The 20,261-nt window shown below is 44.9% G+C and carries 18 protein-coding genes; 11 read left to right on the plus strand and 7 right to left on the minus strand.

The features are described from left to right. Nucleotides 1–21: 21 nt before the first annotated feature. Nucleotides 22–1,074, minus strand: a complete 1,053-nt coding sequence (locus AAA943_RS02950; RefSeq protein WP_338222762.1) for a hypothetical protein — start codon at nt 1,072–1,074, stop codon at nt 22–24. Nucleotides 1,075–1,262: 188 nt separating this feature from the next. Here AAA943_RS02950 and AAA943_RS02955 point away from each other — a divergent pair, with 188 nt between their 5' ends. From AAA943_RS02955 to AAA943_RS02965, 3 genes are read left to right on the plus strand one after another with little or no spacing between them, the layout of a single operon-like run. Then, a complete protein-coding gene (locus tag AAA943_RS02955; protein WP_338222763.1) occupies nt 1,263–2,828 on the plus strand; it encodes a glycerol-3-phosphate dehydrogenase/oxidase in 1,566 nt (521 codons plus the stop codon). A gap of 52 nt (nt 2,829–2,880) precedes the next feature. Then, nucleotides 2,881–4,383, plus strand: coding sequence for a glycerol kinase GlpK (gene glpK, locus AAA943_RS02960; protein WP_338222764.1), 1,503 nt, complete (start codon nt 2,881–2,883; stop codon nt 4,381–4,383). Then, entirely contained in the window at nt 4,380–5,114 is a 735-nt protein-coding gene (locus AAA943_RS02965) for an MIP/aquaporin family protein (RefSeq protein WP_338222765.1), read from the plus strand. The genes glpK and AAA943_RS02965 overlap by 4 nt, the downstream gene beginning before the upstream one ends. On the opposite strand, the gene AAA943_RS02970 is transcribed toward AAA943_RS02965, so the two are convergent. The 3 genes from AAA943_RS02970 to rlmN all read right to left on the minus strand — a co-directional run bounded on the left by AAA943_RS02970 (nt 5,111) and on the right by rlmN (nt 9,452). Further along, nucleotides 5,111–5,581, minus strand: coding sequence for an outer membrane beta-barrel protein (locus AAA943_RS02970; protein ID WP_338222766.1), 471 nt, complete (start codon nt 5,579–5,581; stop codon nt 5,111–5,113). The two genes, AAA943_RS02965 and AAA943_RS02970, sit on opposite strands and share 4 nt — an antisense overlap. 50 nt (nt 5,582–5,631) lie before the next feature. Then, nucleotides 5,632–8,313 (minus strand): TonB-dependent receptor plug domain-containing protein, encoded by a 2,682-nt coding sequence (locus AAA943_RS02975; protein ID WP_338222767.1) that lies wholly within the window; start codon nt 8,311–8,313, stop codon nt 5,632–5,634. Nucleotides 8,314–8,393: 80 nt separating this feature from the next. Further along, nucleotides 8,394–9,452, minus strand: coding sequence for a dual-specificity RNA methyltransferase RlmN (gene rlmN / locus AAA943_RS02980; protein WP_338222768.1), 1,059 nt, complete (start codon nt 9,450–9,452; stop codon nt 8,394–8,396). A 194-nt stretch (nt 9,453–9,646) separates the two neighbouring features. On the opposite strand from rlmN, the gene ccsA (AAA943_RS02985) reads away from it, so the two are divergent. The 8 genes from ccsA (AAA943_RS02985) (at nt 9,647) to rnhA (ending at nt 17,208) form a co-directional block, all read left to right on the plus strand. Next, nucleotides 9,647–10,321 carry a cytochrome c biogenesis protein CcsA gene (gene ccsA, locus AAA943_RS02985; RefSeq protein WP_338222769.1) on the plus strand — a complete coding sequence of 225 codons (675 nt, stop codon included), beginning with the start codon at nt 9,647–9,649 and terminating at the stop codon, nt 10,319–10,321. Between the two features lie 3 nt (nt 10,322–10,324). Beyond that, a complete protein-coding gene (locus AAA943_RS02990) occupies nt 10,325–10,567 on the plus strand; it encodes a CcmD family protein (RefSeq protein ID WP_338222770.1) in 243 nt (80 codons plus the stop codon). A gap of 12 nt (nt 10,568–10,579) precedes the next feature. After that, nucleotides 10,580–10,996: a cytochrome c maturation protein CcmE domain-containing protein gene (locus AAA943_RS02995; protein WP_338222771.1), complete on the plus strand. Its 417-nt coding sequence runs from the start codon at nt 10,580–10,582 to the stop codon at nt 10,994–10,996. Nucleotides 10,997–11,024: 28 nt separating this feature from the next. Then, complete coding sequence (gene ccsA, locus AAA943_RS03000; RefSeq protein WP_338222772.1) at nt 11,025–13,544, plus strand: cytochrome c biogenesis protein CcsA; 2,520 nt, start codon at nt 11,025–11,027, stop codon at nt 13,542–13,544. A gap of 309 nt (nt 13,545–13,853) precedes the next feature. Next, entirely contained in the window at nt 13,854–15,296 is a 1,443-nt protein-coding gene (locus tag AAA943_RS03005; RefSeq protein WP_338222773.1) for a hypothetical protein, read from the plus strand. Beyond that, a complete protein-coding gene (locus tag AAA943_RS03010; protein WP_338222774.1) occupies nt 15,277–15,804 on the plus strand; it encodes a hypothetical protein in 528 nt (175 codons plus the stop codon). Before AAA943_RS03005 ends, AAA943_RS03010 begins: the two co-directional genes overlap by 20 nt. 339 nt (nt 15,805–16,143) lie before the next feature. Further along, nucleotides 16,144–16,725 (plus strand): MarC family protein, encoded by a 582-nt coding sequence (locus tag AAA943_RS03015; protein ID WP_338221174.1) that lies wholly within the window; start codon nt 16,144–16,146, stop codon nt 16,723–16,725. Between the two features lie 24 nt (nt 16,726–16,749). Next, nucleotides 16,750–17,208 (plus strand): ribonuclease HI, encoded by a 459-nt coding sequence (rnhA, locus tag AAA943_RS03020; protein WP_338222775.1) that lies wholly within the window; start codon nt 16,750–16,752, stop codon nt 17,206–17,208. A gap of 22 nt (nt 17,209–17,230) precedes the next feature. Here the strand turns inward: rnhA and AAA943_RS03025 are convergent, their stop codons facing one another. From AAA943_RS03025 to AAA943_RS03035, 3 genes are all read right to left on the minus strand, one after another. Beyond that, nucleotides 17,231–18,454 carry an ATP-binding protein gene (locus AAA943_RS03025; protein ID WP_338222776.1) on the minus strand — a complete coding sequence of 408 codons (1,224 nt, stop codon included), beginning with the start codon at nt 18,452–18,454 and terminating at the stop codon, nt 17,231–17,233. A gap of 149 nt (nt 18,455–18,603) precedes the next feature. Beyond that, entirely contained in the window at nt 18,604–19,728 is a 1,125-nt protein-coding gene (locus tag AAA943_RS03030) for a sugar phosphate isomerase/epimerase family protein (RefSeq protein WP_338222777.1), read from the minus strand. A gap of 79 nt (nt 19,729–19,807) precedes the next feature. Then, entirely contained in the window at nt 19,808–20,116 is a 309-nt protein-coding gene (locus tag AAA943_RS03035; protein WP_338222778.1) for a hypothetical protein, read from the minus strand. Nucleotides 20,117–20,261 lie beyond the last annotated feature (145 nt).

The following is a 20,261-nucleotide window of genomic DNA, read 5'->3' on the forward strand; positions in this document are numbered from 1 at the left end:
CTACAATGAATTCGACTGCAATTAATCTTTTTTACCCGATTTAGCCTTTTCATAGGCCTCCAAATCAAACAAAAATATTCCCCTGCCATCACCTGCACCTTTTTGGTAGCCGAATTGGTGGGCAATGATTTTGCCTGTTTTGTTTACCACGGGATTATCAGATTTGATTCTGTTAAAATACCGCGTGGAAAAATCCGCCAAACGCTCCACTTCTCCACTGCCGTCCAATTTGAGTTTGTAGATATCAAGCTTGTATTTGTTTCGTTCATTCATAGGTTGATGACGATCACTTTCGATCACCATAAAATCTCCGCTTGGAAATATCCCCTCAGCTTCATTGTAGCTCTTGGGCAAGTCCGTGTATTTTTTTGTCTCTTTGGTGGTGAGGTTGAACCCAAAAACCTGAGAGTTGAAATATTGGTCTCTTTCATCTCCCCAATAATGGGTGTAAATCAATTCCTCATTGACGGGTGGCCGAAAGTCCTGAGTTTCCAACCTCACGTAGGCGGAGGAGTCCTGATAGGAGATCACAGTTTGAACATCCTTCAGCTTGGGTACTCCGTTTTCATAATAAATCTCTCCGGCTTTGATTTCCCGCTGACCTTTCAGCGTCCATGCGATTTTCAGACTGTTTTTGGATACAGCCGGACCTTCATCACAGTAGGCCTCTAAGGCATAAGGTGTATTCGGATTTTCCTTTGTAAGAACATAAAGCCCCAATCCAGAATGACGATCCTTTTCGGGATTGTTTGCATCAAAAATCGATGAACCCATCGCAAGTAAAAGGTCACCATTAGCCAAACCAAGCACACGGTGAATGCCTCCATGGTAAAATCCAGAAGTCACCTGTGAAACTTCCCTGGTCGCAATGTTGATCTTGAACACATCGCCTACAAGTTTATTCAGGAAATAAATATTTTCTGATTTCTCATCCCATTCAGGCCTAACACCCCAAGTGGTAAGAATGGAGAAATGAGGCGGCAGTTCCTTTGCCAAGCTTTCAATCGTCTGTGCTTGAATTGCAACCGTAAGCGGCAAGCCGAAAAGCAGAAAAAGAAAAATTGATTTTTTCATGATGATTTGAGAATTGGGAAAGCTTAACTATAGGTGCTTTCCTGTGGTTAGACCTTAGGTTTAAGATAGGTTTTAGACGGCAACAAGATAAATAAAGAAATAAAAAAGAAAGTAAATTGTATTTATTTATTTCTTTTTATTTCTTATTATTTCTTTATTTACTACTTTTAGCCAAGATGGGAAAGAAAATGAATCGAGAAGAAAACTTAAATCAGCTTAGAGACAAGGATAAAATTTGGGATATTGCCATCATCGGCGGAGGCTCTTCGGGGCTTGGAGTGGCCTTGGATGCGGTATCCCGCGGGATGTCGGTAGCACTTTTTGAGAAGGCTGATTTTGCCAAGGGGACATCAAGCCGAAGTACCAAGCTACTCCATGGGGGGGTGAGATATTTGGCTCAGGGAGATGTTTTTTTGGTTTTGGAAGCACTAAAAGAGCGGGGAAGACTGATCAAAAACGCCCCTCATCTCACCGAAAATCAAGCCTTTATCATTCCGGTCTACACGCTTTGGGATCGGGTACAGTATAGCGCTGGCCTAAAAATCTACGATTACATGGCGGCCAACCTGAGTTTGGGCCCCTCGAGATATATTTCCAAAGAGGAAACCCTCCGTAGAATGCCGGGAATTGAACCTAAAAATCTATACGGAGGGATTGTGTATTTTGACGGGCAATTTGATGACGCCCGATTAGCCTTGGCCATCGCCCAGACTGCAGACCATGCAGGAGCTTGTATCCTCAATTATACCAAGGTCACTTCCCTTCAGAAAAACGAGCACGGCAAACTCACCGGATTGAATATTCAGGACCAAATTTCGAAGAAGAAATATCCCGTTCAGGCCCGAATGATTGTCAATGCCACCGGGGTTTTTGCAGACAATATTCTGCAAATGGACAATCCGGAAGCACCCAAAACCATACAGCCCAGTCAAGGAATCCATTTGGTGTTGGATCAGGATTTTTTGGGAGGAAAAGATGCGTTGATGATTCCCAAAACCAAAGACGGTCGAGTTTTATTCGCCGTCCCCTGGCATGGGAAATTGGTAGTTGGGACCACCGATACCCTTCGGGAAAAGCCCAAATTGGAGCCGGAGGCCTTGCAGAAGGAAATTGAATTCGTGATCGAAACCGCTTCAGGCTATCTAACCCGAAAACCCACCCGAGAAGACGTCAAAGCAGTCTTCGCAGGACTTAGGCCTTTGGCTAGGCCAAAAGAGGGGAGTACCAAAACCAAGGAGATTTCCAGATCTCACAAGGTCATTCTCTCTGAAAGTGGATTGGTCTCCATTACGGGAGGGAAATGGACCACTTTCCGGAAGATGGGGGAGGATACGGTAGACTACTACTCCAAAGTCACCGGACTGAAAGTACCGGATTCCAAATCCCAGGATATTCTTTTGTATGGCTACACTCGGGATATTCCATCGGGTCATTGGAAGGTATATGGGTCCCATGCGGGACAAATCCAAGATTTGGCTAAAGAGAATTCAGCCTGGGCATCATCCATCCATCCTGATTTTCCCAATATCCTTGCTGAGGTGGTTTGGGCGGTGAGAAGTGAAATGGCCCAAAAATTAGACGATGTGCTTTCCAGAAGAATTCGAATGTTGATACTTGATGCCCAAGCGGCCTTGGATTGCGCTGAAAAGGTGGCTCGACTTATGGCCGAGGAGATGGGTAAAGATGAAGAGTGGATCGCCGCAGAGTTGGAAGATTTCCAAAAAACAGCAACCAAATATTTGATAAAAACTTAATTGAAATCAGAGGTTTTTTTCTAATCCTTTTTTCCCAAAACAAACCCAAGCAATGACCCAAAATCCATCCTACATCCTTGCACTCGATCAAGGTACGACGAGCTCCAGAGCCATTATTTTTGACCATAACGGGCGAATCGTCTCCGTCGCCCAGAAGGAATTCAAGCAGCATTTTCCCAAACAGGGATGGGTAGAGCACGACCCCATGGAAATCTGGACCACCCAATCGGCTGTTTTGGTAGAATCGCTTCTCAACAAGGGGGTTCGAGCCGATCAGATCGCTGCGATTGGCATCACCAATCAGCGGGAGACTACCATCGTCTGGGAAAGAAAAACAGGAAAACCCATCTACAATGCGATCGTCTGGCAGGATCGTAGAACTGCGTCCTATTGCAACGAATTGAAAGATAAGGGACATGCCGAACTTATCGCCGGTAAAACGGGACTGATTATCGATGCCTACTTCTCTGCCACAAAAATCCGATGGATTCTGGAAAATGTGGAGGGAGCAAGAGAAAAGGCCGAAGCCGGTGAATTGGCATTTGGCACCGTGGATTCTTGGTTGATTTGGAAGCTCACGGCAGGCCAAAGCCATTTGACTGATATCACCAATGCAAGTAGAACCATGATTTTCAATATTCATACCCAGCAATGGGATAAAGAATTGTTGGATCTTTTTGGGATTCCTGCTTCGATGTTGCCTGAAGTGAAAAGTTGTAGTGAGGTATTTACCGAAACTGCCGGAGATGTACTGAAAACCAAAATTCCCATTGCAGGAGTAGCCGGAGATCAGCAGGCGGCGCTTTTTGGTCAGCTTTGTACCGAGCCCGGAATGGCTAAAACTACCTATGGAACGGGTTGCTTTCTGGTCATGAACACCGGAAAAGAAGCCGTCCGGTCCCAAAACCAATTACTCACCACCGTAGCGTGGAAAATTGGGAATGAGATCAATTATGCCCTAGAAGGCTCGGTTTTCATTGGCGGAGCAGCTATTCAGTGGCTGAGAGACGGGATGGAAATGTTCGGTCATGCCAAAGAAACGGAGAAGTTGGCAAGCAGTCTCGCAGACAATGATGGAGTCTATTTCGTGCCGGCTTTAGCAGGATTGGGAGCACCTCATTGGGATCAAAATGCCCGGGGTGCATTCTTTGGAATCACCCGGGGTACGACCATTGCACACATGACCCGGGCTGCCTTGGAAGCCATTGCCTACCAGGTACATGATGTATTGAAAGCCATGGAAAAAGATTCCGGCAAACCCACTCAGGAACTCCGGGTGGATGGGGGAGCCACGGCGAATAATTTTCTCATGCAGTTTCAGGCAGATATTCTGGGTTGCGAGATCAAGAGGCCGGAAATCATTGAGACCACAGCGATTGGGGCAGCATTTTTGGCAGGATTGGCAGTAGGGTTCTGGAAAAGCAGGGAAGAGCTGCAGGATCTTTGGCAATCGGAAAAAGAATTTCATCCGCAAATGGAATCCTCAAAAAGAGATAAATTGGTGCATTTTTGGAATAAAGCAGTAGAACGGGCTAAAAACTGGGTAGAAGAATGAATCCATACATCGCAGAACTAATCGGAACAGGTGTCCTCCTTCTATTGGGTGTAGGGGTAGTCGCTAATGTCCTCCTTCCGGGAACCAAAGGAAATGGAGCAGGGCTGATGGCCATCACTACGGCATGGGCTTTGGCAGTTTTTTGTGGAGTAGTCATAGCAGGCCCCTACAGTGGTGCTCATCTAAACCCGGCAGTGACCATCGGCTTGGCCTCAGTCGGAAAATTTGATTGGTCCATGGCCCCAGGCTATATTTTGGCTCAGGTGGCAGGTGCCATGCTGGGCTCGGGGCTAGCTTGGATGATGTACCGGCTTCACTTTGATTTGGAAGAAAACCCCGAACTGAAGCGAGCTTCATTTTGTACTGACCCGGCCATCCGCAATTTTCCGACAAGTGTACTCTCGGAGACTTTGGGAACATTTGTTTTGATTTTGGCCGTCTTATATATCACGGGAGCCAAAATTGAGGATGAGCAGGGGACCCCTGTGGGATTGGGCTCTGTTGGAGCCTTGCCAGTAGCCTTTGTGGTTTGGGTGATTGGCTTGGCATTAGGTGGTACTACCGGCTATGCCATCAATCCTGCGAGAGATTTCGGTCCTCGACTGATGCATCAACTCCTGCCCATTCAGGGAAAAGGGAGTTCGGATTGGGGATATGCTTGGGTTCCAATTATAGGCCCTATTCTTGGTGCTTTGCTTGCGGCGGGTTTGTACAAGGCAGTAGGTTTCTAAAGAGGAAAGGCTAAACCTGCTTTTGCCACCACCTGCTGGATCCCCTGACTTTGGAAACGGAATTCTGATATTAAACCCATCCAATCAGTAATGCGAATGTAGGCTCCAGCACCAATATTTCCACCTACCGAATTCCGCCTAGTGCCGGCAGTACCCGGTTGGGTGTTTTCGAAGGTTTGGCTATACCCAGCTAAGACATAGACTTGGGAGACTCCTTCAGTAAAATAATAGCGGAGGTCAAAACTGAAGTTGGACAGATTTCCTACCTCAGCATCGATCCAGGTGTAGGAGGGCATCAGGGCAAATTGGTCTGAAAAAAAATATTCAATTCCTCCACCTGCTCCAAATTGATTTGTCCTGAGTCCATAGACTCCATATCCATGAATCCGTGCTTCTCCACTTTGCTGAGCATTTGCCCAGGAGCAAATCATACCGCAAAAGAACAAACCGAGCAAAGCCTTTTTCATAGTTTTGAAATTTTGTAAAAGGTAAACGGCTTTGCTCAGCTATGCAATAGTTATTCGATCAATTTGACTGTTCGTCCTATTCTCCCCATCGCATCGATGCCTTCGATGATGATGAGGTGTCTTTTGGCCAGATCAGAATTGAAAAACTCAAGCTTGGCCTGCCCGTTGGCGTCAGTTTCTACCAGAGGGTTCCACAAAATGGTAGCTCGCTGATCGGTAATGGCCGTCTGAGGACTTGCTTGATCATATTTTGGAGCGTAAAACTCCCTGTTTGCATGGTAACCTCCATATCTCACCACAAGAGTTCCACCCACGCTTTGGTAGCTGATTCCAGCGCCTGTTTTGGTGTAAACGGCAATGACTCCATTGGCACCCTGAGATCCGAAAATGGCTGTCCTAGCAGGGTCTTTGAATACGTCTATGCTCTGCACATCTCTGGGATTGACGGTGAACAGGAGGGAAGCATCCACCGGAACATTGTCCAGGAGATACAAAGGCTCTGTTCCTGCCTGAATCGAGCCTGCTCCACGGATTTGGACACTTGCGCCTGTTCCGCTGATACTCACCCTTACCCCGGCTACTCTTCCCTGAATCATCTGAAAGATATTGGTAAACCCGACACTTCCCGGAATTTCGTCAGGCTTGATGGAAGCATCTCCATCTCCGTAAAACTTTCTGCCAGAGGCTTGTTCTTCTTGTAAGGTTTGAGCTTCTACAGTCACCCCTTCCAGGTCGGTGATATTTTCCTCAGCGTTGAGTTGCTGCATCAGGGTGCGGGCTTGATAGGTAGCAACCAGTTCCTCCGGCCAAACAATCTGCGCGGTATATTTTCCTGGAAGAGAAGGGAATACCGGCTTGCGCTGGTCCACACTCAGGTCAATGAAGTTTTTTGCCCGCTGATCCTCGGCGGTGATGGTCACACTCACCGAATCCTGGTATTCCAGCCCGGTGAAAATGAATTTTCCGTCCGGTCCGTATTCAGAACCGATGAGTTCCAAACCTTCACCGATCAAGGCACTGATTTTTCCTCCGCCCAAACCCTTCTTGGTTACTGTCTGCTCCTTGACCTGACCTGTGATGGTGATTCCCTGCTCAATGTAGAAGCCATTTTCAGGAAACTTTTCCTCCAAAATCTCTGGAACGGTAAATCTCCTCCAGCCATGGGTCATCATGACCAAATCCAGCTGCTCCAATGTGGCAGGTTCCTGATTCTGAAAATAAAATCCCGGTTGATAGACTTTTCCCTGCAAATCAGAGGTCAATAGCAGGTGGGAAAAGATAGTGCCGTGAATCAGGCTTTCTTCTTTGACCTGATCCGCATCAGCCACCGCTACAGAGAAGCTTCCAGGAGTGGGTGCTCCTCTCATGCTGCTGTTCAATTCCAGTTGGAATTTACCTCTAGGACTAAGGCTGCCTCTGCTTTGTACCTCTAAGTCCAATTTGTCCCCGCTTTGGACAAAGACAAGACGCTCGAGGAGAGGAGTGCCGTCTTTTCTCAATACGGTCACCGTGTTAATTCCTGAGGGAAGGTTTTGTTTGGGAATCCGTACTCCCCAGACCCCATTGGTAAGGGTTCCCTGAATCATGTAATTGACCAATCCCCGAATGTGTGAAAACAGCAAGAGTTCCCCTGGGTCTCCCTCACCTTGGATAAATACAGAAATAAAGGAGGCATCTGGGTTGTTTTGGACTTGAACAGTCAATCCGGTCTGGGTTGCTTCGGGAAGAGGGATTCTTCTTTCCTGCTCAGAAAATGGATTTTTGACTACTGCGGTGTAATTAGGTCTATCCGGAATAAATGAGATTTTCCCCAATCCTCCAAATTGACTTTCAAACAAACTGTCTTCCACTCCTTCGATTTGACCTGATATTTGGGCTGGACTTCCATCGGGATATACCGCCCGAAAGGCAAGTGTGGCTTTTTTCCCCTGAACCCAGCTACCTCCTTCTGGAAGAAATTGAATGTCAGCCTGATTGAGGGTGTAAGGAAGCTGGATTTTCTGCGTGACGATGTAGTCGGGATTTTCTTCAAAACTCAGCTCCAAATGCTGTTCAGCATGATCTTTTTCCGGTATGGAGAAGCTAAATGAAACCTGTCCCTGCGCATTCAGTTGGATTTGTTGGCGATACAGTTCTTCTTGTCCTGCCATGGCACTGAGTAGAAGTACCTGATTGGCCAAGGGCTCTCCTGAAGCATTTACTGCAAGGAGTTCTACTTCATAGTTGGCTTTTCCGGCCTCTGAGGAGACGGATTTGTATTCTACCTGAGGGAGGAATGATCCTCCAGCTCCATCCACTACTTTGACAAATTGTTCAAAGAAGTAGTCTTCTCCGAAATTGCGCATCCAAGAGGTGTAGGCTTTAATTTGATACAGACCGGTTTTTCCGTAGCGGGGAATCTGTAATTCGCCAGCTCCTCTTCCGTTTTCGATCTGGATGATTCTCTGGGAAAGCAAAAGTCCGTCTCCGTCAAAAAAATCTACATACAGGGTCTTACTCAGCGGGGAGGGAACCTGTATTCCTCCGGCCACCAAGTAGGCGCTGAACCAAATATCCTCCCCCAGGGTGAAGGTGTGCTTGTCCAGATGGAGGTAGGCTTTTTCTACAGGAAACTCCTCTTGGTAGGCCGCGAGGTAATTTTGAATTTGGGTTGGGAGGTCATCTTGAGCCTTTAGACAGAAGGGGAAAAGGCACAGGACAGCCAGGATGGCTCTCAAAGTAAATCTGGGCATTTTAAAATAGTTGGTTTGGTTAAAAAACGGCCGTAAATAAACTAAGGTTTGATAAATCTGCAAGAAAAATTATTCGACGTTTACGCCAAATTTGCCACTTCATTTTTATTAGCCAGTTGCCCGCAGGCTGCATCGATATCCTGACCCCTTGATTTTCGGACTTTCGCTATGATTCCCTGAGATTCCAGGATGCGGACGTACATGTCCACTGCCTCTTGCTTAGCCTGACGAAATTCTCCCTCATCAATTGGATTATATTGAATGATATTGACCTTTGAGGGGATGATTTTGCAAAACTTAGCAAGTGCACGGGCATGTTTTTCATCGTCATTGACTCCTTCCCAAATGACATATTCGTAGGTGACTTTACGCTTGGTCATCTGATACCAGTACTTCAGCGCTTCAGCTAGGTCTTCCAAAGGATTGGAATCGTTGATGGGCATCAGCCGGGAACGGGTCTCATTGATTGCGGAGTGGAGAGAAATGGCCAAATTGAACTTTACTCCATCATCGGCCATTTTCCGAATCATTTTGGGGATACCCACAGTAGAAAGAGTGATTCTGCGGGGAGCCATGCCCAGGCCCTCAGGAGAGGTGATTTTGTCTATGGCTTCGATCACGTTATTGTAATTGAGCAGGGGTTCTCCCATACCCATAAAAACAATATTAGTCAGCGGGCGCTGAAAATAGGTTTCTGCTTCATCCTTAATAGCTACCACCTGATCGTAGATCTCATCCGGATTGAGATTGCGCATTCTTTTCAGTCGGGCTGTGGCACAGAAGTTACAATCCAAACTGCATCCCACCTGAGAAGAAACACAGGCGGTGATTCGCTTGGAGGTGGGAATGAGCACAGACTCCACGATTTTGTTGTCAAAAAGCTTGACGGCGTTTTTGATCGTGCCATCATTGCTGTGCTGCATGAGGTCCACCCGGATGTGATTGATGATAAAGTGGGATTTGAGCAGTTCTCGGGTTGCGAGGGAGATATTGCTCATGTCATCAAAGTTTTTCAGGGACTTGTGCCAAAGCCACTCATACACCTGCTTGGCCCGGAATTTTTTTTCTCCGTGTGCCAAAAAGAAGGCTTCCAGTTCCTCGAGAGATAGCTTTCGGATGTCCTGTTTTTGATTTTCCACGGGGCAAAGTTAAGGATTGGAAAATTGAAAAATTTCAAAATTGGAAAATTGCTGATTTTAAGCTTTTAGGAAGGTGACTTCAGTTCATTCCAATAAGTTTTTTTCATGAAGTAGGTTTGAGCCTTTTATCATAAAAAAAGGGGGGATTCAGGAACTTATGCCTTATTTTTGCACTTGCAATTCAAAAATAACCTATGCGCCAATCCTGGTGGAAAATCCTGGCGGTCGCTTTGCTGATCTACACCCTGACTGCCGGTCTATTGATGGACGTACCCCGTCTTCCGATTCTCAATGAGACGATCCGAGCCCTGCATTTCCATGTGACCATGTGGTTTGGGATGATTCTGATGCTGATGGTTTCAGTTTATTACAGCATTCGGTTTTTGCGCAGCAATCGACTTGAAGATGATGATCTCGCTTTGGAATTTACCAATGCGGCCATTCTTTTCGGAGTATTGGGTATTGTGACTGGAATGCTTTGGGCCAAGTTTACCTGGGGAGATTATTGGAGTGGAGACCCGAAGCAAAATGCGGCTGCGATTGGGCTTTTGATGTATTTTGCCTATCTGATTTTGAGAGGCAGCTTGGCAGATTCGCAGCAGCGAGGCAGAATCGGAGCCGTTTACAATATTTTTGCTTTTGCAGCCTTTATCCCATTGATTTTTGTGCTGCCCAGACTTACGGACAGCCTTCATCCCGGTAATGGGGGCAATCCTGGCTTCAATGCCTATGACCTGGACTCCAAACTCAGACTGGTCTTTTACCCGGCAATCCTGGCTTGGACTCTTTTGGGGGCTTGGCTGGCAACCGTTCGGGTCAGAATCCGTAGGGTAGAGCGAGTTATCCATGATAGATTTCTTAATTCCTGATTGATGAAAAAATTATTTGTAATAATCCTCCTTTTGTTTTCCCTGAACCTCAGTGCTCAGGAAAAGATTGAGGTCACCGAAGCTGACTACAGCAACACGACTGTGGAAATGGCTGATCAAATGCGTGCCGATGGAAAAATCTACGTTTTGGTGGGCATCATTCTGATCATTTTCGCCGGAATGGTGGTTTATATCATCAATACAGATCGGAAAATTTCAAAACTGGAAAAGAATCTTCCCCAATAAATCAGCCATATCATGAAAAAAGGACATATCATCGGATTGGGCATCATTGCCGTAGCCATCGTCATCATCATGACTTCCATCGGGGATGCAAGTAGCTACGAAAGCTTCAGTACCGCCTGGGAAATGAAGCAGGACGGGGAAGACAAAGCCATACACGTGGTGGGTCAGCTGAAAAAAGATGAGATAGGTCAAGTGACCGGAATCGAGGTGCGGGAAGACAAAACTTCTTTTACTTTCCTCCTTGTGGACAATGAAGGCACTGAGCAGAAGGTTTTCTACAACGAACCTGTTCCTGCAGATTTCCAACGATCGGAGCAGGTCGTGGTGATCGGTTCCTATCGGGACAAGGATATCTTCGTTGCAGATAAGATTCTGATGAAGTGTCCGTCCAAATATCAGGAGACAGACGTGCAGGCGGCAGGAATGTGATGTTGGGATTATTATCTAAGAAAAAATCATGATCAATACCTTTATGGGTAATCTCGGCCACCTGATGACCATCGTGGCCTTTGTCAGTGCATTGGTGACAGCCTATGCCTATTTCCAGTATTTCAGAGCCAATGAAATTGAAAAGGCCAGCTGGAGAAAATTCAGCCGGATCAGTTTTTACATTCACGCCGGTTCTACGGCGATGATTGCTTTTTCCCTATTTGAGATCATCTACAATCATCGCTTCGAGTATTTTTACGCGTATTCGCACAGTTCCAAAGCGCTTCCTGTCCACTACATGATTTCCAGCTTCTGGGAAGGGCAAGAGGGAGCGTTTATCCTTTGGGCTTTCTGGAATGTGGTCTTGGGCATCATTCTAATTCAGACCAATAAGTTTTGGGAAGGTCCTGTAATGGTTGTTTTTGCCCTTGTTCAGGCCTTTTTGGTTTCCATGATTCTGGGTGTGGTAATCGGGGATTTGAAAATCGGCAGTTCTCCTTTTATCCTGTTGAGAGATGCTACTCAGGCACCGATTTTTGAGTTGAATCCAGACTTTGTTCCGGAGGATGGCACTGGGCTCAACCCGCTTTTGCAGAATATCTGGATGGTCATCCATCCGCCAACCCTGTTTTTGGGCTATGCTTCTACTTTGGTGCCTTTTGCCTTCCTGATAGGCGGCTTGGTGACCAAGCGCTATTCGGAGTGGATCCGTCCGGCTTTGCCGTGGGCGATCTTCTCAGCCATGATTTTGGGAATGGGAATCATCATGGGCGCATACTGGGCCTATGTCACGCTGAACTTTGGCGGGTACTGGAACTGGGACCCGGTGGAAAATGCCGTCTATGTGCCTTGGCTGATCTTGGTAGCTTCGATCCATACCATGATCACTTTTAAGAAAAGCGCAACCGCTCTGAAGACCTCCATCGTCCTGGTGATTCTGAGCTTTATTCTGGTCTTGTATGCGACTTTCCTTGTAAGATCCGGGGTGTTGGGTGATGCATCGGTGCATTCCTTTACCGATTTGGGACTCTCCGGTCAGTTGCTGATTTACATGTTGTTTTTCCTCGTTATTGCCGTCTTTTTGGCGGTGCGGGCTTGGAAGCATATTCCTACTTCGGAAAAAGAAGCCTCCGTCTATTCCCGTGAGTTTTGGATCTTTTTGGGTGCGGTGACTTTGGGATTGATGTCCTTTCAGGTGATTTTGCCTACTTCTATTCCGGCTTGGAATGCTTTGGTCGAAATCTTCGGAGGCATCTCCAATATGGCTCCTCCAGCGGATCAGGTGGAGTTTTATACCAAGTTCCAGTTGTGGTTTGCCGTTGCTTTGGCTTTGCTGACCGCAGTGGGGCAGTTTTTCTGGTGGCAAAAGATGGATAAAAAAGCACTTAAAGAGGCTTTGGTCACTCCCTACATCATCTCTGTATTGCTTTCGGCTGCAGTGATCGTATTGGCTAAGGTCTATGACTGGAAATACATCATTATCGTATTGGCTGGGATGTTTACCATCGTCGCCAACTCGGTGATTTTGGCTAAGCTGCTAAAAAAGTCCACCTTCAAACTGGCAGGAGGCTCACTGGCCCACATCGGTTTGGGGATGATTCTGATCGGAATCATGTTCAGTTCCGGGTATTCGGATGTGATTTCCATCAATATGTCCGGGCTCACCTACAGCAACAGCTGGGAGGATGAGATGAACAAGGAGCATGTGCTACTCTGGATCAACAAGCCCACTCAGATGAAAGACTACACCGTAGTCTACCGGGGAAGGCAAAAGAAGGTGGTTGGGGTTCCTGAATTCGTTCCGGCCAAATATCTTGAATCCACCGGCAATGTCAACGAAGCGGTTGCATTGGTTGATTACAAGGATTACTTCAAAAAAGGGGATGTGGTCAATTTGGTTTTGGAGGAAAATGACTACTTCAAGATTGACTATTTTCAGAATGAGGCTCTGAAATTTTCCCTCAATCCCATGTCTCAGTTTAACGAAGGAATGGGTGGGCTGATCTCCTCTCCGGATTCGAAAATCTACCTCAATCGGGATCTGTATACCTATGTGGCAGCGATGAATGACTATTCCGATCCGGAATGGAAAGAGGACGAAGTTTATGAAGTGAGTCCCGGGGAGCAGTTTCATATTGCGGATTTCGTGACCTATTTTGATGGGGCAGAGGTGATGAAGGAGATCGAAGGCTATGTCCTACAGGAAGGGGATGTCGCAGTCAAGGCAAAATTGAGAGTGTTGGATTATGACGTGGAAAAACTGCTTGAGCCGACCTTTATCATTCGAAACAATCAAGTGGGCAAGCTTCCGGTGATTGATACCGAGTTGGGACTCAGAGTCAGCTTGGAGAATATCCTTCCTGATCAGAACAAATTTGTTTTCAAAGTCAATCAGTACCAAAAGGACTACGTGGTGATGAAAGCTATCGTGAAGCCTTATATCAATGTGCTTTGGGTAGGAACTATCGTGATGTTGATAGGATTTACCGTGGCTATTTTCCGTAGATTCGATGAATTCGCCAAGATGCGGGATAAGGGGATGGAGTAAATGCGTGCCAATATCTCCAAAAATATCTAAGCCCAAATCCCCAGATTTGGGCTTTTTTTGTGGCAAATTTTCATGGAGTGCTTGACTTTTAAACAGATCGTTTTAATCTTGATCTGAAATTTTAATCAACCACCTAACTCAATTTTATGAAAAACATTTTTGCCCCCCCTCAAGTACAAAAATTTAGGTAGATCCGGATTTTTACCACTTTTGCTTGTCCTGATTACCATAAATTCCCTGCTTACATCTTGCGTACAAGAGCCTGAAGCTCCCCGTCTGGAGCCAAATTCCGGTGATCAGCTTGCCAGGGTGAAGTCTTGGTTTGAAGAAAACAAAACTAATCTCCGTCTGCCCGAGCGTGGCTCCAACTTCCGAACGGAATCTCAGGAGTTGATTTTGCCTTTTTTTGAAAAAGAACCCGATTGGGACCAATTTCATCACTATTACTTTCCCGATGGGCGGGAGGTTTTTGAGGTCAGCCTGGAAAATGCCACCAAATATTTCCCGACAAGTATGCTGGACAGCTTCCCTGACAGAGATCCGGCAGAGCTGGTGATTCAGAATATACTGTTTGTGAAGCATCCGACACAGGAGCGGTTTGATCCGCTGATTGCGAGGTATTATCCGGATAATCAAGAGTCCCTAGAAGATTTCAAAAGCATCAGTTATGGCGGGATACCCTATGACTGGTCTGGAAAAGTGGATATATGGACCTATAATGAGCGGCACTTTATCGGATTTATATTTGATAATGGAGAATTGACCCACCATTCCACGTATCAGCTTCAGACTTCAATGGGGGAGGCTAGAATCATGGGTGATTGCCGAACGATCATTCGGGAAATATCCAATAATTACACGGACAGGGATGGAATTGTAGTAGTAAGACCACCCACTGTAGTTGTAGAAGTTGTTTGCACAGGTTCAGGAGGCTATACTCCCTCAGGGAATAATAGGAATGACGGAAGTGATTACCATGACTATGAGCGTCCCCCATGCTGTGATGATCCGGTTCCAGCTCCACCGCGGGACTTGCCTTCCTATGACCCACCGACTATTCCTTCACCAAATACCATTGTCAATCGATTAACTAATCCTTGTGCATCCAGAACATTTAAGCAATTATCAAAGGGAAGTTCTTATCTCACGGACCTATATGGATTGGGGAGTTTAGATATATTTCCGGGAATGCTGGATCTTTTTGAACAGAGCGGGAAGTTTGACTATCAGATTCAAAATGGGTTCGTATCAAACGGAGCTAATGCAATTACTCAAAGAATCAATGGAATTAATGTAATTACATTGAATAATGATTATTTAGCGAAAGCTACTTCTCTTAGCATTACTCGAACTATTATTCATGAAACGGTCCATGCCTTCTTGCTGGAAAACACTTATAATATGGATTTGAGATATAACCACACTACATTTGATTTACTACTAAGATATTTTGAAAAATATGATCAAAATTGGAATGAAACCCATCATGCTGCGATGAGTCATTTTATTCTAGGCATGGCAGTTTCACTTTACAATTGGGATAAAAAATTTGGCCCGACAGGAGGTACTTTGGGTTTTGATTATTACTACAAAATGGCTTTTGGAGGGTTGTTAAATCCGGACAATCCCACTCAATTAATTGATGAAGCAAAACAGTTTATTCCATCAGGAAGTAGCTGGGCTGAAATCCAAAAAATCTTAAATAATGAAGCAACAGGAACTAATCAGGCCAATGGAACGAAGTGCAACTAGTTGGGGCTTTCTTATTTTATTTATCATCTTTCCACTTATTTCCGAAGGGCAGGTCGAAAAAAATCTTACTAAAGAACAGTACCAAGTGATAGAAGATGCGTTTAGAAAATCCGGAAAGGATGAAACCCGAATTTTTTTCCAAACAATCGATTATAAGTCCTGGGTTCATTTATTATATGGAAGTTACTATAGAGATAAACGTGGTATTGCCCTTTGTTCTTTTGAAGATCCTAATTTAGAAAGGGCTATAGATCAATTAATCGATCATGTCAGTAACATTCGGGTAAAAGAGCTCAGCCGGAATAAACTTGGAAAAAGATTTACTTTGATTAATGACTTAACTGATTACCCCTACTTATCCATTACCGAACCAATCATTATTGGAGAATATTCCTTTATTTTGTTCAAATATCCAAACTCTGAAAGTTTGAGTGTTCAGAAAAAGAATAGTGAAGGCAACTGGGTTTTTGAATGCGCAATTCCACTTTATGTGGTTTTTATTGATTAGAACATGATAAAGCTTGACTCTAATAAAAGAAGTTTATTAATGCGGATTACACCCAAAATCCATCCCAGACGTAGATGGCTATTGAAGTAAGAGCGGCGAATAATACGGTGGGAAAAGCAAAAAGTAAAGACTGAAATCAGAAGTTAGAAATCAGAAAAAAAGCCCAAATCCCCAGATTTGGGCTTTTTGAGCTTTTTGCAAAAAGTGTCTTTTTCTTGATTTTTAGATCCTTTCTTCCAAAGGTTTTAAAAAGTCTTAAAGACAGTGATATTCTAAATTTCCCCCGTTCTTTATGGATTGTTCTACACTTGGGCCAAAAGGAATCCTTAATTTTGCCGCATGTTTGATGCGAAAGAAGTCCTGTCCGTTTCCCTGATTCTTTTTTCGGTGATTGATATTTTGGGTTCTATTCCCATCATCATCAATCTCCGCAAAAAAGTAGGTCATATCCAGTCCGAAAAGGCTACCCTGGCTGCAGGGGTTTTGATGATTGCTTTTCTGTTGGTTGGAAAGTCTATTTTGGGCCTTTTTGGTATCGGAGTGGAGGATTTTGCCATCGCCGGTGCCTTGATCATTTTTGCCCTTGGGGCGGAGATGATTTTGGGGATCGAGCTTTTTAAGCCGGATCCAGAGGCTACTTCCAGTGCCTCCATCGTGCCCATTGCTTTTCCCCTGATTGCAGGGGCAGGTACTTTGACTACGATCCTTACTTTGAAGGCGGAATTTGAGCAGATCAATATCGCGATCGGCATATTACTCAACCTGATTTTTGTCTACGTGGTCCTCAAGAGCACCAATTGGCTGGAGCGAAAGCTGGGCAAGACCGGAGTGGATGTGCTGAGGAGGATTTTTGGAATCATCCTCCTGTCCATTGCCGTGAAGATTTTCAAATCCAATGCTTTCCCTATTTCCACCATGTAAGGGTGACCTTTTCCTTTTTTCCTTATGATCAAAATCTATACAGACGGTGCTGCCAAAGGAAATCCCGGTCCGGGAGGATATGGGGTGGTGCTGAAGTTTGGGAAGCATGAAAAAGAGCTTTCTGAGGGCTTTCGGCTCACGACGAATAACCGAATGGAGCTTTTGGCGGTGATTCGGGGACTTCAGGCATTGAATACCACAGAATATCCTGTACAGATTTTTTCGGACAGCAAATACGTGGTCGATGCCATCGAAAAGGGCTGGCTTTGGGGATGGCAAAAAAAGGGCTTCAAGGATAAAAAAAATCCCGACCTGTGGCTGCGATACATTCCACTCCACCTTAAGTACAAGCCTAAGTTTTTTTGGGTGAAAGGCCATGCCGGTCATCCCGAAAACGAGCGATGCGATCAGCTGGCGGTGGCAGCATCCATGGGGAGTAACCTTCCAGCTGATCTAGGATATGAGCAAGGATTGGGTAATTGAGATAATTTGAAAGAGATCTTCCTTAACTGTCTCCGGAAAGGAAGTTTTCAATAAATCCTCGCACCGAAACCAAATGGATGGTCTTTCCCTCAATGATTAATTTATCCTCTTGGTCTAAAGTAAGGATGAAGCCTTCTTTTTTTTCAAAAAAGGACATAGCTTCTGTTAAGCCATCTAATTCCCCCTTTTTGTTATCAGCATGGACTCGTTCTGTCACTTGAATGAGCCATTTGCACTGCTTGCTTTCAAAAGCCACAAAATCACACTCTCCTTTTTCTTTGAAATAGAATAAATCCATCCTCTTTTTTCTCAAAATGAGATAGACCAGGTTTTCTAAGAGTCGACCGCTGTCTTTGGAAAAGCTCAGTGAGTTCGCCTTTGCAAACCCCGTGTCCACACAATAGACCTTTTTCGCATTTTTGGAGATACTTTTTTGTGACCAACTGAATTTTGGCAGAAAAAACAGTAAGTATGAATCCTGCAGCCATGCCAAGTAATCAGAGACTGTGCTCGGAGAGCCTACGTTGAAGGTTTTTCGCAGGCTATTAAAACTTGTTGTTTTTCCTACGTTGGCAATCAAAAATAAGGTGATCTCCATCAGTGTTTGGGTGTTTTTAATACCATGCCGAATAGCTATGTCCCGAAAAACGATGTCTTTGAGTAGATTCTGAAGGACTTCAGGATTTCTGTCTCTTAAATACTCGGGAAAGCCTCCAGAGATCAAATAATCGAGGAAATTTTCATTTGAGTTTTCAAGGTTACAATAGGCTAAAAACTCTGTATAGGAGAATGGGAGGATTTCATGGGAGAGGTGTCGTCCTGTCAGCTTTGTGCCTAATTCGCTACTTAGAAGAGAAGCATTGGATCCGGTAATGAAAACCTTCCTGCCCCGATCATGAAGTTGCCTTACAAACACTTCCCATCCTTTTACATTTTGGATTTCATCAAAAAAATAAATCGAAACTTCTTCCCCAAAAAGTCCGTCCAATTTTGGGAAATCTCCGATTTCAAAATCAAATATTCTTGGGTCTTCAAAATTTAGAAAGGCAAAATCAGTGGTTGTTTCTTCAATGATTTGGCGCATAAGCGTACTTTTTCCGCTTCGCCTGACACCTGTAATCACCTCGATATGAGTACTGGTGGGACTGAATTTTGCTAAGGCTTCCCGCTGAGTCAATCCTTTTATTTTGGAAAGGCTTTTTCTTTGCCCTTCGACAGCTGCTTGCAGATCCTCTTTAAGTATCATCAGATCAAAAATTTGGCTAGTAAAACCTCGGTGTACTTTATAAAAATACAAAAATTTACATTCAAAAAGTAAAAAGGTTTATTTTGTAAACGTAAATTATTAAATGATTTTCCTGCTAAATCGCCCAATGTCACCTGTCTAAGGTCCGTCTACTGAATCTCCTCCATCGTGACTACAGGTACGTCTTGATGATTCAAATCCTTCAGCGGATGATATTCTGAGGTCGGATAAGTCCAGCCTTCATCTGTGAGGTTCCACATTAGGGGAGCTAGATTTTGAACTGCTGCTTTGCAGCCTTGGACGATGGCTCCCATTTTTCCGGTTTGCTTGCTAAGCACCGCTTCATTTTCAATTTCAAAGGGTCCTGAAAAGCCTCTTTGCTTGAGCGTATTGATGAATGCTCTCCAGTCCATGGAGTCTCCTAGTCCGAATCCCGGCAAAGTGGCTTCGTAATGGTGTCGATCCCAAGAGTTGGTGCTGGAGGGAATTCCCAGTTTCTCAGCCCATTCGGGGCGGATTTGGTGCATGGGATACATGTTTCCCCAAAAGGGATCTGGATTGTTTCGGGTGGATTTGACATGAATCCGCTTTAGCCGATCCATATCCGTGTGTTTGATCACTTCCACCGGATCCGTATGCTGCCACACGTCGTGGGAAGGATCGTAGATTTCCCCGTGGTTTTTCATTGGAACCAACTCGTACATCAGCTTTCGGGCGGCCAATACTCCTGTGAGGTTGTTGAATGTTCCCGTGAATCCTGAACTTCTCCAGCCTTCCATGGGGCAGTTTTCATACAAAACAGTCACTCCCAAATCCGCCGCATAGCGGATAATCGGCCCAAAAATGCGTTGGTATTCCAAAAGGTTTTTTTCAAATCCACCCTCTTCATTTCCCAATTCGTGGTTGTAGCCCACAAAAGTCCCCACCTTCACATCATTTTCATCGCCTCCCAGGAGATACGCCATTCGGATCAATCGGATCAGGTGGTTTTGGTTTTTTACCCTTTGAACAGGATCTCCTCCGATGAGATTTTCGAAGGCTCCTATCGAAAGCCGGAGTTGGGCGCCATTGAACTTTTCGATCAGGGCTTTTGCTTGTTCCGGGCCAAAGTTTTCATAGTCCAAATGAGTGGCGACAAAGTCGTCACGGGTTCCGTCTTTTCTGAAAACGCAGAGATCAAGTCCCTGAACGCCGATTTCTTTCGCCTTCTCGATGGTTTGATCCAGATTGAGCTGATCAAAGGCCGAGGTCATGATCCAAATGGGGTTTGCCATGGTTTTTTGGGATTTGCCTCTTAAAATAAAGGGAAAAAAACAGAAACAGGAGGGAATTGATACGAAAGGTCCGGAAGCCTTATTTGCTCTCGGAATATCTCCTTCGGATCTCGATTTTCAGCTTTTGCCGGTCCCAAAGCGCTTGGGCAAGGTCAGCAGCGACAAAATCCGGATCGGAGCGATGAAGGATTTGCTTGAGTTTATTTTCATCCAAATCGACTCGGTAACAGATTTGTAGGAGTTTTTCGAGATTTTGATTCAGCAACTCAGCTATAGCTTTCCCTAAGAGTTCTATGGCCATTTTCTCAGTCAAGTTTTCCTCTGAAATTTCCAGGTCAAAATTTTTTGAGATCAAGAGGAAGGCTTCTTTGGCTTGAGAAATTTCCATGGAATTAGATGAGTCAGGACTTATTGATTACTATGTTTTTTGAAATAGCTAAACAAATGAAAAAAGTGAAATAAGGAAGGCCCAAGAAGAAATACCTTTCCTTTCACTTATTTGCCGTTTGTGGGTTTAATTCTTACTTATTTAT

It is taken from the genome of Algoriphagus confluentis, assembly GCF_036245625.1.
Classification (GTDB): Bacteria; Bacteroidota; Bacteroidia; order Cytophagales; family Cyclobacteriaceae; genus Algoriphagus; species Algoriphagus confluentis.